The sequence below is a fragment of the Marinospirillum sp. genome (genome assembly GCF_014859565.1).
In genome coordinates, this window is sequence record NZ_JACUUA010000028.1 from 1 (window position 1) to 17139 (window position 17139).

Annotated in this window: 15 protein-coding genes; all 15 read right to left on the reverse strand. The window is 52.6% G+C overall.

Going from position 1 to position 17139, the window contains the following annotated elements:
• Positions 1 to 278: 278 nt before the first annotated feature.
• The 15 genes from ftsZ to IBX50_RS06025 all read right to left on the reverse strand — a co-directional run bounded on the left by ftsZ (position 279) and on the right by IBX50_RS06025 (position 17096).
• Positions 279 to 1511 carry a cell division protein FtsZ gene (gene ftsZ / locus IBX50_RS05955; RefSeq protein WP_292254212.1) on the reverse strand — a complete coding sequence of 411 codons (1233 nt, stop codon included), beginning with the start codon at positions 1509 to 1511 and terminating at the stop codon, positions 279 to 281.
• A gap of 122 nt (positions 1512 to 1633) precedes the next feature.
• Positions 1634 to 2803 (reverse strand): reverse transcriptase domain-containing protein, encoded by a 1170-nt coding sequence (locus IBX50_RS05960; RefSeq protein WP_292254213.1) that lies wholly within the window; start codon positions 2801 to 2803, stop codon positions 1634 to 1636.
• Between the two features lie 84 nt (positions 2804 to 2887).
• A complete protein-coding gene (locus IBX50_RS05965; protein ID WP_292254214.1) occupies positions 2888 to 3907 on the reverse strand; it encodes a hypothetical protein in 1020 nt (339 codons plus the stop codon).
• Between the two features lie 86 nt (positions 3908 to 3993).
• Positions 3994 to 4755 carry a hypothetical protein gene (locus IBX50_RS05970; protein WP_292254215.1) on the reverse strand — a complete coding sequence of 254 codons (762 nt, stop codon included), beginning with the start codon at positions 4753 to 4755 and terminating at the stop codon, positions 3994 to 3996.
• Positions 4752 to 5498 carry a hypothetical protein gene (locus tag IBX50_RS05975; RefSeq protein WP_292254217.1) on the reverse strand — a complete coding sequence of 249 codons (747 nt, stop codon included), beginning with the start codon at positions 5496 to 5498 and terminating at the stop codon, positions 4752 to 4754. The genes IBX50_RS05970 and IBX50_RS05975 overlap by 4 nt, the downstream gene beginning before the upstream one ends.
• A 13-nt stretch (positions 5499 to 5511) precedes the next feature.
• Entirely contained in the window at positions 5512 to 6069 is a 558-nt protein-coding gene (locus tag IBX50_RS05980) for a hypothetical protein (RefSeq protein ID WP_292254218.1), read from the reverse strand.
• Positions 6066 to 7400 carry a hypothetical protein gene (locus tag IBX50_RS05985; RefSeq protein ID WP_292254219.1) on the reverse strand — a complete coding sequence of 445 codons (1335 nt, stop codon included), beginning with the start codon at positions 7398 to 7400 and terminating at the stop codon, positions 6066 to 6068. Before IBX50_RS05985 ends, IBX50_RS05980 begins: the two co-directional genes overlap by 4 nt.
• 12 nt (positions 7401 to 7412) lie before the next feature.
• Positions 7413 to 8462: a type II secretion system F family protein gene (locus IBX50_RS05990; protein ID WP_292254220.1), complete on the reverse strand. Its 1050-nt coding sequence runs from the start codon at positions 8460 to 8462 to the stop codon at positions 7413 to 7415.
• Positions 8463 to 8474: 12 nt separating this feature from the next.
• Complete coding sequence (locus IBX50_RS05995; protein WP_292254221.1) at positions 8475 to 10613, reverse strand: ATPase, T2SS/T4P/T4SS family; 2139 nt, start codon at positions 10611 to 10613, stop codon at positions 8475 to 8477.
• A 23-nt stretch (positions 10614 to 10636) separates the two neighbouring features.
• Positions 10637 to 11485: a hypothetical protein gene (locus IBX50_RS06000; RefSeq protein ID WP_292254222.1), complete on the reverse strand. Its 849-nt coding sequence runs from the start codon at positions 11483 to 11485 to the stop codon at positions 10637 to 10639.
• 93 nt (positions 11486 to 11578) lie between these two features.
• A complete protein-coding gene (locus IBX50_RS06005; protein WP_292254224.1) occupies positions 11579 to 12256 on the reverse strand; it encodes a prepilin-type N-terminal cleavage/methylation domain-containing protein in 678 nt (225 codons plus the stop codon).
• Positions 12257 to 12339: 83 nt separating this feature from the next.
• Entirely contained in the window at positions 12340 to 13458 is a 1119-nt protein-coding gene (locus IBX50_RS06010; RefSeq protein ID WP_292254225.1) for a type II secretion system protein, read from the reverse strand.
• Positions 13459 to 13460: 2 nt separating this feature from the next.
• Positions 13461 to 15242, reverse strand: a complete 1782-nt coding sequence (locus IBX50_RS06015) for a hypothetical protein (protein WP_292254226.1) — start codon at positions 15240 to 15242, stop codon at positions 13461 to 13463.
• Positions 15242 to 16006, reverse strand: coding sequence for a hypothetical protein (locus IBX50_RS06020; RefSeq protein WP_292254227.1), 765 nt, complete (start codon positions 16004 to 16006; stop codon positions 15242 to 15244). The genes IBX50_RS06015 and IBX50_RS06020 overlap by 1 nt, the downstream gene beginning before the upstream one ends.
• 46 nt (positions 16007 to 16052) lie before the next feature.
• Entirely contained in the window at positions 16053 to 17096 is a 1044-nt protein-coding gene (locus tag IBX50_RS06025; protein ID WP_292254228.1) for a hypothetical protein, read from the reverse strand.
• Between the last annotated feature and the right edge of the window lie 43 nt (positions 17097 to 17139).

Consider the following 17139-nt stretch of genomic DNA (forward strand, 5'->3'; position numbering starts at 1 on the left):
GTTGGAAGCCTCGCCCGTGGCGCTTTAGCGCTTAGGGCGGGGAGCAGTCACCAGCAGCCAGAAGCTATTTATTGCTACTGGCTGGATCGCATGAGCAGAAAGCGAATAGATTACGGTCGCCAAGCTGCCGTAGAGGTTTAAAGTGACATAAGTGCCCTGCTGGCAGCGATTAGAGGCCAGCAAAACCTGGGCAACCAAATAGGTGAGAGTTCCTGTCCATCCAATCAGCGTCAGCCAGTCCACAGGTCAATCCTTCTTGCTGTCAATCAGTGCATTCATTACGCCCGAGCCTGCCTGCGCAAGAAAGTCGGTATATCCAGCTCTTCCATCGCCCGATCTCGCATATTTTTAGATGGACGCTCAGTGGTGCCAGACTCCGGTGCTGCACCAAAAGGAAAGCGGGAAATACTGGCAGGCGGCAAATCCTCATGTTTTGACCATTCATACGAGCGCTCAGGTTGAGCGACTTTATTCATCTGCACAGGATTGATGACAACCTGTGGCACCTCTTTGTGCTGCAACCCTGTGGCCACTACAGTCACACGAATGCGATCCCCCATGGATGGATCAATGGAGGTTCCCACAATGACATTCGTGTCATCAGAAGCCAATTCTGCCATGGCTTCAGAGATCTCACTGAACTCACCTAACCCAAGGTCATCACTGGCCGTGACATTGACCAGAATGCCTGATGCATCACGCAGATCTAGATCATCCAAAAAGGGGGAATGGATCGCCTGCTCAACCGCCAGTCGGGCACGCTGTTCGCCTTCGGCCATTCCCACACCCATCATGGACAGCCCGGTGTTTTTCATGACAGTCGTGACATCCGCAAAATCCAGGTTAATCATGCCAGGACAGGTGATCAGTTCGGCAATACCCTGGACTGCGTTCAGCAATACATCATTGGCCTGCGCAAAGGCTTCGGTCAGACTGACCTTGCGACCTAAGGCGGTCAGCAGTTTTTCATTGGGGATGGTGATCATTGAATCCGCTTCACTGATCAACTGATCTATGCCTTCTTCAGCCGCCAGATGCCGCTTTTTCCCTTCAAAGCCAAAGGGGCGGGTGACCACGGCCACTGTCAAAATGCCTAACTCACGAGCGATTCTTGCAATCACCGGTGCAGCACCCGTACCGGTACCGCCACCCATGCCTGCGGTGATAAACACCATGTCCGCACCCGACAGCATGCCTTTAATCAGGTCGCGATCCGCCTCTGCAGCGGCGCGTCCTTGTTCAGGGCGTGCTCCGGCACCTAATCCTCGGGTCAATTTTGCGCCAAGCTGCAAGGTGGCGCATTCTTGGCGCAGTGCTGACAACGCCTGGGCATCGGTGTTGGTGCAGATGTAATCAACCCCACGAATGCCTCTGGCAATCATGTGGGCAACGGCATTGCCGCCGCCCCCGCCTACGCCAATGACACGGATTTTGGCTCCCTCAGCGTGATCAGTGCTCGACAACACATCAAAAACCAGATCAGGGGTGGAAGGATGAGCAACACGATCCATGAAGGACTCCTGTGTTAAATAAGTTTTCAAATAAATGCAATTTAACACAGGCGATCAAGATTGCGGATGCAAAGCTGTGGGGATTCAATGATTTATCCTGCCAGAATAAGACCTTGCCTGGCTTAAGACGCCCGGATCATTGCAGTCGATGCTATGAAAGGAATTTTATTTCGCTCGCTATGGGCAATTCGAAGCATTCTTAATGCTTGTGCATCCAGATACTCTTTAACATCGGCCTTGTTGCCAACAAGTCCGTAGTAGCTCATGAATTGGGTGTTCTTTTTTTGCATTAGCTTGAATGCAGGTAATGACTGATGCCTTGAAACAAAAGCACGGATAAAAGAAGCCATGCGGCTAAGACGGTGACCTAGTTTTTTGGTTTGGATGTGGAGCGCCTGGTTTTCGTAGTGGTATCCAAGGAAGGTCAGTCCTTCCTTGCCTAGCGTTCCGGATTGAACTTTCTCGGGTGAAATGGCAAGACCCCACCGATCAAGAACTAACGCATGACGTCGGTAATGCTGATTCAGGTCTACACGGGCATCTTGGCGATGTATCAGCAGCAAATCATCTTCGAACTGGAAGACTACAGCTGCATCATCGAGCGAAAGGGCTACAGCCTGGTACAAAAGATTTGCAAGGTGATGGGAAGCACCCGCACCTAAAAATAGCCCTTGCTGCAGCTCAGGCTGAATAAATAGTTCGCTGCGATATTCAAAAAGAAACTGCTCAAACGCCTGGTGCTCTTTGCTGAATCGCCTGCCATTAACATCCATCCCGGCTTTGTGTGCCAAAAACCGCTGGGCTCGCAAGAGCATGCTGGCAGTGATGTTCAGGTAGGCTTTTTGCAAGTCCAAACGAATAAACTGCGCTGGCTTGCTGGCATCCAAAAGACCGCGCACCTCCAAAATGAAGCGCCAATAGTTTTGAGCGCCTCCAACCAATGATCGAGTCAACACTAAAGGTTTTGGAATGTCAGAGTATTTCATGGATACTGCCGAGCGATGACCTTTTGCCGTGCCGACTCTAATCTGGTTAATACCTTTGCGGTCTTTATTAATTTTAGGGAAGTGTGGATTGCGAAGATTTGTACTCTCCGCCTTCTCGAGATATTTCTTTGCTTGGGCCGATAGCCATGCATTATGCATCTTGCGTGTCTGACTGGCGGTTAGATAGGGAACTCCTTTCTTTGCAACACCCTCCCGATCAAGGTGCTTTACATTGAAAGATTTGTACAGAAAATCCACGTAATCTTTTGATGTTGAAGCCCTTGTTTTCGGGAGTTTTTGAGGCATTGCCGAAGAATTCCTTGTTAGCGGAGGTGGATAACCTGCTCTTGCTGGGCGACGCTGCATTTTTCGAATGCAGTGCCTCTTTTATTAGTTGCAACTCACGGACTTTATTGCACTTCTCATATACCTCGCAGTACGTACCCACCCATACTCCGTGCACTGAGTCCAATTCACGTCCCCGCCCCTCTCCGTATACTTGGTGCACTGGTACTCCTCACGGTAAACGTATTGATTGGCGATGCCGTACCGAATTTTAGTGCTATTAGTCAGGCCAAGTTCAGCGGGCGTATGATAAGTCAACGAGCACGACGCCTGGGACGCAAGTTTGGCGTCCGTTACTGCGTTGTCAGCTAGTTTCGCTGTTGTAACCGCAGCCGCCGCCAGCTGTGTCGTCCCCACCGCACCGGCACTGATTTTTGCGCCAGTCACTGCATTCGCCGCCAGCTGTGTCGTAGCCACCGCACCGGCACTGATTTTTGCGCCTGTCACTGCATTTGCCGCCAGCTGACGCGTACCCACCGCACCGTCCCCGATCTTGTCGCTCGTCACAGCACCCGCAGCAATGTGCGTGGTGCCCACAGCATTGGATGCCAGCTCCCGGCTCTGGATGGCATTTTCAATCAGCTTCAAGCCGGTGATGGAGCTGGCGCGAATCTGATCACCACCCACAGCATCGGCGCGCACATGCTGCTGTGCAACGGCATCATTGGCAATCTGTGTCTCGCCCACGGCACCGGTGGCGATATTGGAGCCCACCACCTGATGTGTTTGCCAGTCCCAGATTGGATTGCCTTCGGCATCCACGGCACCGGTTTCTTTGCACACCTGCAGGTCACCGGTGGCATCAAAGCGTGAGACCATGGCTGTGCGTTCATCGCAGACCTGCAGATCCGGTGCAATCAGGGTTGCATGAGCACCACCGGCTGCATCACCGCCAATCACATTCAGATCACTGCTGATCTCCAAAGAGCCGCTTGAAGAGGTCACCAGACCAATCGAACTGGCCGAGGCAGAAGCACCGGTGAAGAGTAATGATAAAACCAGCAGTCCGCTGCCCAGGGTTCGCCATTGAAGCAGGCGAGACGCTTTGTTTCGAGTCGACTTCATGGAAACCTCCAGCGAGTCAGAGTCATTGATATGATGTTTGTGCCTTTAATATGTCCAAAGTCAAAAGACTAGGGATTTAACGGGGGTTATGGCTGATCACCTGCAGTGACAGTGCGCTGCCCTTTAAATTGCTGCCAGTAATACTCAGCAAAAGCAGCATCGATCACATTGGATGGCGGGTTGGGTGATGGGTAGGCAAACCCGGCTGAAATCCACTGGACATTCCATGGCGCACCAGAAGCCCAGACCACGGCATGCTCGACGCCATCCTGATTAATGTAAATATCAAAACGAGCCTCAGCACCGCGTCGCTCTCGAACCCACTGAGCGATCATTCCTTGCTGTTGAGGATTAATCTCAACAGAAGCTAAGGGGTAGGCTTTATCGATCCGACCGGATGATGTGTATTCATGAACAATCAGTCGCCCACCTGCGAAGTCTCGAGCATAACCAAACCGTACATCTGATGGACTGTAACTATCCGCCTCAGCGTTACTCCATTTTCGGTAGCTCCAAAACAACGCGTCCGGTAAGGCTTTTGCTCTTAAGCGCATTTCAGTCAAGCCGAACGCCTGTGACAAGGTTGGCTGTCGCTCCATCATCACAAAAGCAGAAGTGAGTCCGACAAAGAACAGTACAGCAAACACGAGGCGCAGCATCCATAGACCCAAGGTGCGCCCAATCTGAAGCAGCAGACTTTCCTCGATTTCAACCCAGGCCTTTGACCCCCCTTCAGACAAAGAACTGTGCGCCGGTTTTAGCGGTGCTTCATTGGGTGCCGCCCCTTGCATAGCACGAGCCTTCGACTCATCAAGCTCAGAACGACCGGGCATGGGCTGAAAGCTCATCGGTTAAACCTTGAGTAGAAGTCAACAATTTCATCTAGGCTTCCGGTGACAGGTATCGAAACATGCCGCATGTGAATCGTGAGCGTTTGTTCCCACTGATTCCACTGATCGGTCAGCACTGCTGAGTTTTTGGTCAGGCTTGCCAGGTACGGTGTGCGCTTCAGAGGCTCGGCTTCATCAGATTCACTCTCAAGATCAGGCACGTTGTAAGCAAAGCCGCGCACCGGCTCGCCAATGCGAATCAGCTGTCCATCAATAACCGCCATCTGCGAGTCCAGGAAAATGGCTTCAAGCTTGGGCTGCTGAGCCTTTTCTACAAGTCCAAGCAGATTATGAGGGCCAGAAGCCAGAAACCGCTCCGTTAAACTCAGTTCTTTCTTTTCCTCTTCAGGGCTTTCGATATTGACCCCTTGAACCTGTTCAGGTGCAACCACCACAGGAATCTTGGGCGTTTCAAAAGCCTTCCTGTTGATGGACTGTAAAACGTCCGCAGTCTGGTTTCGAGAAGGCTGATTCGATGAATCCGTTCTTCCGCCCGAACTGATTTGCACCGGTGCCAAATGGGTCAAGCCATCACGGGCGCTGACTTCAGATGAAGACTGCGTGGAGCCCATGACCGGCAGGCGTGAGAACTGACGCTCAAGCCCCTGAAAAGCGGTATAACCTCCCCACACCAAGCCCCCCGCTAACGCCAAGGCGATCAGTTTTTTCTGATCAACACTTTTTGCATTCTTGCCCTTCATAAAAAAACCTCGATCAGCTGTGGTTGGGGTTGGTGCGAATTAAAAGACAAACCGGCGAGAGGTTGGCACGTATGCGATCTGAGTCGTAGGTGTGTGAAAAGCTCACATCCAATTGACCGATACTCAGGTCGCTACGCATCTGAGACAGCCTTAACACGCCATCCAGAATCTCAGTAAAATGTCGGCCTTCCACCCGCACCACCTCATCATCCGTTGCGATGCACACCTTGATCAGCGGCAGCGGTGTGCCATCAGAAGCCTGAACAGCATCCACTGATTGAACACTTAAGCGGTCTTTGTTCAGATTCAGGTAGCGATCCAACTCAAGACGCTGATGGAGTGATGTCAGGTCCGGTACGTCACCTTCACTTAAATACATGAAGGCATCATCCCAGCGCTGCGCATCCGCCGTCAGTGTTTGTAATGCCTGCTCAAAGCGATGAATGCTTTGTGTATTACTTGCTTGAATCCGGGTGCGCTGATCAATCAATCCGGACAGCTGATGACCGGCATAAGCCAGAACCCCTGCCACAATCAACCCGGCCAGCAGGCGCATGCTTTGAATGTTCATTGCCATTCCTCCCCGGTCTCATCAGCAGGTCGTTCGGTTCGGGTCACTCTGACCTCAAACATATTGTAAAACTTCTCGTCAGGCAGCCGAACGCGCTGGTGGCTGAATGCGGTAAAACGGTAATCATTGGATGCGCCCTGCAGAGATCGGGATATCTGCTCCAAGGCTGTGCGCGAATGATCCCTTAAAGAGCCTTCAAAGCGATCGGGCAGTGGAATGTGCACCACCATCTGCAGATCAGGCACCCCCCCATCTAACCCCCTGGCAGCCGCCGTTTTCAGGGCAGCAGAACGTGAATCAGGATGCCCAAGCAATCGTACCTGCGAAATATAGATGCCAGGCACTTGACCGGCTGCCTTCAGCACCTGGGTCATGGCTGTAAAATAGGGGTAATCCCGCCTCTCCTGCAGTTCATCCAAAAAAACGCCCTTGGCTTGCAGCAGACTTAAGGTGGCATTATCCATGTCCGGAGACTGAGCGGCCTGGGCACGCTTGAATGCGATCACCGCCTGGTCATAGCGCCCCATGGATTGATCCACCAGGTAGTAACCGACACCCGCACCGGCCAGCGCCAGCGCGGCAGGTAGCGCCCAGTTTTTTATTTGCACAGATAGGGCTTGAGCGCTGGTGTCCTGAGGGATATTCAGTGCAGGCTGAATCAGGCGCTCAAAGGGTTCTCGACCCACATACTGCGCATTAATGGCAGCACTGGCTGCCCTGATTGCAGAATAATCAGCCAGAGGCGCTGCGATATGAACTCGCAAATCCCCGGAAAAACTGCCGGTCAGTTCCTCGATGCGGCGCTCAATCAATTCGAGCAGCTCCACACCCCCTGATGATGACAGGGAGTCCTGACTGGCATTGAGCATTCGCTCTTCTATGCCGATCAGTGTGCCTCCTTCAAAAAGGTATATCTCGATATTGGTCTCTGCTCGACCAGCGGCACCGCCAACAACCATGAGGCGACCCGGATGATTACGGGACTGCTTCTGTCCATAGGCAATGTACTGATCCTGAGCGACAAAAATCGCCCCCCGCTTGAGCACTTCAGGACGCAGTGCTGACCGGGCAATCCACAGATTCCAACTGCCCTTCTTGCCTTTGTAATCCCTGCTATCGCGCAACCTGGCTGGCTGGGCAACAGCCTCCTTTTCATTCGGGGCCGCACCTTTGTCTAGTGAGGCGTAAATCAGATTGCCACATAAAATGATCTGATTGCTGCGACTGTCGCCGACCAAAAACTGCTTTAAAACCTGATCATCATAAAGAAAAACCGCTTTTTTCAGGCGCTTGGTCTGCAGTGCAGAGAACCACATTTTTAAAGCTGACATGAATCGCTCCTTTTAACCCATTGCCCGGGTGGATTCGACAGTTTCCATGAGGTAACTGGCCATAGGAAACATGATGGATGACACCGCAGCCAGCATGCCGACCAGTTTCATTAGAGAGATGGGGCCAGCAATACTCTCACGACCATCTTCTTCAAGATCATCCACCACAGCCTGCAGTTCTTCCCCCATATTGCCTGAAACCTCATAGTTCATGAGAGCAGATGTAAATAACATCGGCCACTTGCGCCGAGGATCGCCCTCTTCCTGCTGATCCGGATTCACGGCCGATGCGATACCCATATTTCTTTCTGCCAGATCATAAATAAGGAGATCGACCTCTTCCTGATAAATCTTGGGCATGGATTCAGCCGCCATGCGAAGACGCATGGCTACATCAAGCCCACCACCAGCATTGGACAAAACAATCAGGTAGCGGGCAAAAATACTCCATGCCAAAGCACGAACACCTCGACCAAGACCAGGGACTTTATCAATCATCTCCATGAAAGAGCGCTGAAAACTCGGGCTTTTAAACAGCACGTACAAACCGAACAGCACTGCAGCAATCACGCCGCCCACCATGTACTTGGCATCACTGGCAAGCGTTTCCATGACCGTGTTCGACATGACACGAATCATGGATGGCTCTATGCCGCGTGGAGCTGGCAGCGAAGGGATAACGCTGACCAGAAAGAAGAACAGTACACCAATGCCGCCTAGCACAAATCCAAAAGGTTTAAGTGCATCAATGAGAATTTTCATCACCTCTTGCTTACGCACAATCGTGTGATTGATCTCCTTCAGCACAGCAGCCAGTGAACCTGAATTTTCACCTGCCTTTATAGCTTGGATATAGGCCGGCGGCCATGAATCCTCCATCAGCTGTGAGAGCGGCACACCGCCAGCCGCCTGATCGGCAGCTTCTAGCCAGAAAGCTTTCTTTTTGGGCTGCATTTCTGACATGCGCGCACAGATCAAATCCTGCGCCAATCCTGCTCGCGTCAGAGAGCCAATCAAGCGTGCTGCGACACGAATTTCATTGTCTTTAAATTTGACATCCATTCATCTGCCCCCTTAGGCCTGATTCGCAAAACCAATAAACACACCAAACTCGATTTCACCGGCATTGAGCTTGATGCAAGCTTGCTCAAGCAGCGTGGTTTCACGCGCCTCAGCCAGATCGCTTTCAGTCACCGTGCCGGCAATCAGCTTGCTGCGCAGCTTGCGGCTCATCACCAGCACCTCATTGATCGGCATGTCTCGAATTACGCCCTCACCGGCCGCTGAACGACAATGATTGCATCCATCACGATCACGGTCATGGACATGACTAGGCAGCTGGTAAGCCATGGGAATGCTCGATAGCAGATGCTCCGTATCATCACTGATCATGCTCAACAGTCCGGCACGGCGCATTTCACGGATGTAGTGTGCCTTTTCATCCTCTGTCACCTCACGCTTAATGCGGCACTGAGGACACAGGAAGGGCACCAGTCGCTGTGCAACAATCAGTTCAATCGCCTCAGCCAGATCCTGACGGTAGCCACCAGCATCACTGCCCATCAGGTTCAGCATGCGGGTGAATGCACCCACCGCAGTTTTCGCGTGGGTCGTGGTCAAAACCAAGTGCCCGGTAGTGGATGCCTGCACACCGGCAATGGCTGATCCTTCATCGCGGATCTCACCCATAAAAATCAGGTCTGGGTCATGGCGCATAAAGCCTTCAAGTACACGACTGAATTTCATGTGCTTGGGTACATCAAACTGAATCACCCCCGGTATCGCCCGCTCCACCGGCTGCTCTAAAGACAGGCGTTTCACGGTATCCCCCTTAAGCTCCCGGTGCTTATCAAGCATCGCGGCAATGGTGGTGGACTTACCGGAGTTGGTGGGACCTGCCAGTACAATCAAACCCTCGTTCAGACGCAGGGCATCCTTGATCAGTGTCTGAGTAATCTCAGCCAGACCCAGCTGCTCAAGGCGCAGCCGTGTATCGTTGCCCAGGCCGCCCTCACGCTGCAGGCGCAGCGAAATGGAAACCACATAAGGACTGATCCCGCGTTTTTTTACTGGGATGAACGAGGCACGAATAAATGCGGTGCCGTAACGGCAGGAGAAGCGCATCTCGCCATCCTCAGGCTCTCGAGGAATGGTGTTATCCATACTGGCATGGGTCACTTTGCGCAAATAACGGCACACCACCTCCATTTCCTTGGCATTCAGCAACGGTACAGCCCTGATCGTGCGTAACTCGCGTGCAGTGCGCGATTGAATCATGCCCGTGCCTTCTTCGGTGGGAATGATCGCAATGTCTGAATCCTTGCGAGAAATGGCGTACTCCAGCACCTGTGCCAGCTTTTTGTAAGCACGCTCACTCTCATGCTCTGCCTTGGCCTCAAGGGCGCTCATGCTGATGGTGGCGGCAGAGCGATCACCAGAACCGGAGCCCTCGCTGTGTCCGCCGCCACTCAGCTTGGCCACCTCGTCAATTTCTGACAGCGCTACAGGGATCTGGTATGGGCGATCCAACCCAAAAGCCTTCAAGATGGGGTCTTTGGACAGCACTTCGCGGCCACCGGTCTGCCATTGCGTCAATGCAGCGTAGCTTTGAAAAACCAGCAGCGGTGATTCGTTATGCTTCAGCAGCGCAGCCTGGATGTCCGTCAGGTGGTTGGCAATCGCGTTACGGTCGGTTGCAGAAAGGATTTGATCGTCATCCTGCTCACCACCGGCAAAGGGGTGAAGTTCAAAGACCCCATCCAGATTTCGGTAATATGGAATACCATGAAAAACCGCATTAAGACGGTTGCCCGCCGAGGCCACCGATGCAAACATGTCGGATGCAAGCCCTACAAACTTACGCTTGCTCGACACCCCTTTGATTCGTCCGCTTTCGATGTCTGCTTTTAACTTGGCCTGCTCGGCCAGAACCTCTGCAACCTCTTCCTCGCTCATGACGCCTAAGCGAATGGCGATTTCACCAATGCGGTATTTTTTATTCTTGAGCGCCAAATGTAAGGCTGCCTCCGTTTCAATATCCGGATGGCCAACGCCGTTCGGCCAGCCCCACTCCTCAAGAATCGACTGAATGTCATCACGGGAATAACCAAAAAAAGCATCATCAAAGCTTTTGGGTTCCAGTTTGGATTCTTGAATATCAGCATGGTCAGCTGGATCTGTTTCCTGGGGCTTGCCACCCATTTCAAAAGCCATTATTCACCTCAAAGACAAATTGGTTAGAAGTTGCCAACATTCATTTCCATAACCACCGTAATCGGCTGCCCATTCGCCCCATCCCATCGGCGGGTGCTCAATGTTTGTGCGACCAGAATCATGTGATCTTTACGAAATCGTTTGTAAAACACAGGGCCGCCGCCTTCCACAAAGGCGCTGCCGCAGGTGATGGGGATATTTAGCCACTGCGAAGGCGTGGGTGACGTGCAGGTTTCAGCGGTGACCGGAAGTCCGGCCAGGGTCGCTAACGGCACCATGGCTGTGGTGCCGGGATTGGGAAATTCACGGTTACTGCTGGCACTGTAGTAAGCGGTCAGCTGTGCCGCCAATGCATTCAGCTGCTCCCGCACCCTGCGCTCCGATGCAAACAAATCTTTGTCATTTTGCATTTGCGCCCAGAGCGACCCAAACTCACCACACCAATCTTGCGCTGTGTCTGCCGGCTCAGTGCCGCAGGCATTATTGGCTGCTGAAAAATAATCACTTGAGCTGCGCTCCACATCATTTAGAGTGAATCCGATTCTGATTGTCTCCAGGCTCCACGGATCCCTTGATGCTTCTCCATCACCGGATCTACGCTGACCAGCATGAACGTAGTGAATGCGACCAGACAGCGCATCAAGAACCGGTCGAAGGTGCTCAAACCCCTTGGTATCAGCCAGATCATTCAGGTTGGCCGGAAAGAACCGGTAAATATCCCGATGCAGTTCAATGGCCTCCATTACCGTCGTGGCATAACCCTGATACCGCTTTTCATACAGCGCTGCTGATCGCTCGGTATAAAAGCTATTCAGCCCATCAAGGGAGGAGACAAGGCCAAGCAAGAGAAGTGCAAATGCAACTGGGAGCATGGTAATACCAGATGTTGATATAGTTTCCCATATAGTAACGGAGCCACTAAGGGCTCCGATTTCACTGCTTGCCGCAGCAATGATGAGGGCGGATCAGATCCGAGCGTGCAGGGTGACCGTGCGAACGCCACCCGATGCAGTAGTCCAGCTCACGTCGCCATTACTACCTGCGGCGCCATAGTTGCTGTTCTGGAATGTAGTGGGGTTGAATGTGCGATCCAGAGCCTCAAGCAGCGGGTTTTCAACACCCTGCACCTGTAGCGTTACATCGCGCCCGACAACACTGAAGCGCAGCTCATGACCCTCATACATCACTCGCGCTGCAGCTCCTGTGCCCTGCATGTCCAGCATGCTGATCTGCGGTATTCCGACCGACAGGATTTGGCGCTGCAAAGCTGCGTTGGTAATACCCGCTCTCGCCGGATCATCGGCGTATCGCAGCAGCACCAGTGCGCGAACATCATTGGATCCGCCGTGTACTGAGGCCAGCAATTGGTTTGTGGCCGTCACACGCTGTGTTCCGGTTTGCTGGGTCAACAGCAGCCAGTTGGCGGCACCGTTGTCAATGATGCGCTTCAAGCCTTGAGCTTTTACGTTATCCGCACCACCACCGGTCAGATTGGGAACGACAACAGCAAGCAGAACGCCAAGCAGCGCCACAACCACCAATAATTCAATCAATGAAAAGCCGCCCTGGCTTTTCGCCTTTGCATGCACGATTTTGGTCGTCTGCATTGTTTTACTCCTGAATAGGTTAACTTGTTTTTTCATACCTCACGTCCATGTTATCAAGGTCTACCAGGGGTGCGATTTCATTCAAAAGAAAGCCGCCTTGAAAGGCGGCTGGCAGTGGATCAGAAAACCACAACAACATTATTGCCCGGCGCGCCTGGCGGCGCACCATCGGTGACAATTCGGTTAAAACGCAGCGCTGCTGCATGAGGGGCTTGATTGCGATCCGCTGGAGTCCAAGCTGGGTCGGGGTTGTAATCAGGGCAGTATTCAATCGTGCCACCCCAGGGCGATCGACCACGATCCTCTGAAAAACCTAGCTGACCCAAAATAATCCGCCCGATGCCCGCATCCAAAGCAATCCATGCATACGCACAGTTTTGTGAGGCGGCCAGGGTCGGGTCTGCGGTAGGCAGTGCACTCTTGTCCCAAGGAAGGAAATGGTTGGCTGCGATCTGGTCACCGGTAACACGCGTAGCTCGTGCTCGAAACGCTTCAAGCAAGCGATTGCGAATCGCCTCCACCTGATTAGCCAGAACGCGAAGATTGCGCTGCTGATTCGGAAGCGTTGACAACATGACGGGGCCAATATCACCTAAATCAAAGGTGTAGTTGCGGTAGTAGCCTTCTGCAGCCGAATTAACAGAAAGCACTGGGCTGTAACCCGGACGACCACCACTACAAGCGGGTTCGGTGTTTGCCATGTCGCAAGTGGACAACCAAAGCGTTGCCACGTCGTACTCTAGCGCCACTTCCGGCCCATGACTCCCCCACAGACGTGCAGAAAATGCTTCAACTCCTACAGCCGGGAGGACTTGATAAGCTCTGCGGTAGCCGACCTGGGTGCCATCCGTGTTGATTTGATCATTGGGTACGACCGCCTCAATAGCTGACCGCAGCCCCAGATAATTAGCAGTTCCGGCTGTAATATCCCAGCCACCTCCTGGCGGCGGTGGTAATCGCCCCGGCGCTAATCCCGCAAATGGCGTGGTCATTCCAGCAGATCCAGCCCATCCGATTATGGCATCTGCAATCTGTTTGTTGGTTTGCGTCTGCTCCTCACGGTAAGCCCGCTCTTTTGCGGAAAGACCCTGTGAAATGACCTGGCTGATCAAGGGTGCCATTAAGCCAATGATCATCGTGACCACCAAAAGCTCAATCAGCGTAAAGCCTGCCTGAGCTTGGGGCAAAGCGCCCTTGCGGACGCTTGATTCGGACGGCACAAAAGGCTTGCCGGGCATGATTAGCGTTCCTTCTTCAGGTTGGGCGCTTCATCAATATGAACCGTCATAATGGCGTAGTAGGTAAACGTCTCCACTTCGTCACTGGTGCTGCCAAACAGATTGCCCAGCAACGGCAGCTTGCGCATGCCAGTCACGCCCTTTTCGCCCATTTCTGTTGAATTGAACCGCTGACCGCCCACCACTACGGTCTCCCCATCCCTGAGCAGCAGTTCACCATTCATGCTGATCTGATCAATCATCGGCACACGAACCGGAACCGTTTGAATACTGCCACCGGTGGATAGGTAGTTCACCTCTTCTTGCCAGCCGGTCAGATAGCGCTGATCAATGCCGATTTGCGTCCTGACCACCTTGCGATCCACGTCATAAGTGGGATTCACACGAATAGTGGAGCCGATCTGACGCTCCACCTCTTCAGAGGTAATGGATACGCCACTTCCCTCACCGGCTGAGGCCTGCTGGGTGTAGCGGTAATAAACAATCGGAGAAATGCGCTCAAAAGTAGTTGGCACCCCGGATACCGTTGTAATGGTCGGCTCCATCTCGGTCGTCAGGCGACCTTGAGTCTCCAGCCAGCCCATGACAGCCTGCATACCATCTGCCGTGTAGCCTACAAAGCTGCGTGTCGCTGCACCAGGTGCCGAGATAGCAGCCAGGCCAGTTTCAGCGGCGCGACTCAGGGTAACCCCGCCCAGAGCGTTGTTCTGTATGGCAAAGCCTTTGCCTGCAGCATCCAGCTTCAGTGCATTAAAATCTACACCGGCGCTGCTTGAATCGGTATCCTTCATCAGCACAATGCGTGTCCTGAGAGTGATACGCGTATTCATGGTCAGATTGACGCGATCAAAATACGCTGACAAATCTTCATGAACCCAGTTCGGTCCTTGCACTGTCACAGTACCGGTATTCGGATTAATGGAAAAAACGCAGGTTTCAATGGTTCTGAACATGTCATCGCCTTGACTACCCGTATCAGCACCGCCCACACCTGCCTGCAGTCCCTGGATTAGCGCTGCATCGGCCCCAATCGGCTGACCTATCATGGCGGGCGCTGCATTACCTGATTTTTTGGCTACAGGCATCAAAATGCGACAGCGACTTTCTATTTCGTCTTTCAGACTACCCCAAAATTCATTGGTAGAAGATATTCCTGAACTCGCACCAGCGGAGCCTCCAGACCCTGTTCCTTCGGAGCGATTACTGTACTCTGCCGTGCGATTATTGATAGATAAGTGATATGCGCGACGCGGCATAGGAACAATTTGAACCGTGCGCTGATCATCATTAACCACATAGTCCACGCCAGCAGTGGAAAGAATAACATGCAGCGCAGTGCGGGCATCTGAATTGCGAATAGCAAAACCAGAGTAACGATAATCTTCCACTGGAACCGTGCTGCTGATGCTTACACCAGAGGCTGCGAAAACCTTCAGAATATCATTCAGGGAAACGGAACGAACAGACGTGTCAATCGGCATGTCAAATGGAATTCTTGACAGCCATTCACCCGCTTCCCGCTTCTGGGTGCGGCGATCAGCAAAGAAGTGCCGATCCATCAATTCAATTTTTGGCTGTGCTGTTTGTGATATCTGATTGTTTAGCAGTCGCTCTGCTGCATGCGTGCGTTCTGCTGCTTGCTCACGCAGGGAGTCACCCGGCAGCGGATTATTTGTGCCTGGGCCGCGCTCAGCACCTGCCGATGCGCAACCTGTAATAAACAAAGCAGTCACCAAGGGAAGCAGCACCGCCTGAGCGGTATTACCAGTTTTGTTAATCTTCATTATCGGGCTTCCCCTCTTGAGTTACAGGACTTACCTTCCATGACCACCTCGGCAACTTTATCGGTTGCATACAGGCACAGACGGATGGGATAAGGCTTGGAAAGCTCATACAAGAGTTCAAGGTACTCTTCACCCTCCAAGGTCAAAGGCGCATGCACCTGAAAGTCCTTGCGACCCGTATCATCAAGCGCCCACACCAGAGTGCTGTAGCCGGCTTTTTCGGCAATACCTCGCATGCCTTCTGAGAGCCAGCCAGCGGGTACTGTAGCTGAGACCGATGCAGGCTTAATGCGTTGCGACTGGCCGGTAGATCCGCTCCACCACTGACCCTTTGGCAGGACTGCGTCCGATTTCGGTCTTGCAGTATCCGTGATATGGATGCTGCCCGGCGCTCGCGTATTCAGCTGTAGATGATTAACAGAAGGAGCGGGGGCCGCTTCAGGAGATACCCTGATGCGCTCCTGATGTGCTCCCGGCATAACTGTGGGCATCGGTGGCGAGTTCTGTGCAACCTGATGATGGGTAGCAGGCATCCAGTCATTACGGCTGCCTTGGACTTGTACGGCGGTCTGCTGCTGGCGACCATCAATCTGCACAGCCTGTAAGCCTGATCCACTGCGATTATCTGCACCACCAACAAAAACCGTGCTAGCTATCACCGGTGAGCCAAATGCCACTAAAGAAGCCAAGGCCAAAGGTATGGCAGCTTTAATTAAGGCCGAAGGCCTTGTTTTAGTTGTTACCGACCCTGATTTTTGACGCATCGGTCGCTCCACTCTATTAAGAAAAAACAAATCGTTACCCATTAGCCTATATAGTAGCCCGAATTGCAGGGGGGCTGATTTCAACCTGTTCAGTTAAATCGCCGATACTGTTTTTTACCCTGTACTCCCTGATTCGATCCAAGCCCTCTAGCGCCCAAGTCAAGTCCGGCTCATCGAGTCGCTCTTGATAGGCAATCTCGCGGTAAAAGTGGCTCAGAATACCGAGCGCCTCAATGTGAACGGTTTGCCGCCCAAGGGCGTTTAATGCCCACCAAACAGGTGTGCTCGATGCATCGACAAACAAATCATTTTTAAACCGGTTAACCGATATAAAACCATCCCTCTCACGCCCTGCTGCCAACAATCGAAGAATGGAGCCTGACGGGTAACCATGCGCACGCAGCGCCTTTAATGCCATTTGCTCGGGAGGGGGGAGGTTGGCCGGTTTTTTTTCTTTTTTTGCTCGCGCTTCTGCTATGGCGTTTAAAAGCTGTGCGAATTTCAAAACCAGGGGATTGGCATTAGCCAGCAGATCCTCATCGCTCATGCTGGCTGTTGGATTCGGCTTGCCTAGCTGCATAATCAAGGCTTTTTCGACTCGATCCATCCACTCCGGAGATCGCCACGCCATCCCTCTCAGCTTGTAAAACACAAACCAACGATTCACCGTCCAGGGTTCGCGTTCCCGATCAGAAGGCTTGCGCTCTGCATACAGGTTGCTGAGGTGGTCTCGATCCATGATTCGAAACTGCTGGCGCATACGAATCTTGCGAACCTTGAAGCCTTGGAAAATCAGAAAAAAAGCAAAGGGAGTCAGGATGGGATACCAGGCATAGCGCCCAGCAAACGCTTGATGAGCCAGCGTCAGGCTTTTGGAGTGATAACTGGCGTACTGGCTGCTCAGCTGCTCGAAAAATCCGCCCACAGCGCCCGGCAAGATGAATGCATATAGCTTTAGCGGCAAGAGATCAATGGCGCGTGAAAAACCCAGCACGCGGTGCCCTTGCCACATCATCAGCGCCACGCCCGCTAGTGTAAAAAGAATGATGGCTATCAGGCCGTCATTGCCACCGTTACCCTGTTCCTGCATGTCAACTCACCATCCAATAAGTATTTTTTAATCATAATGGATG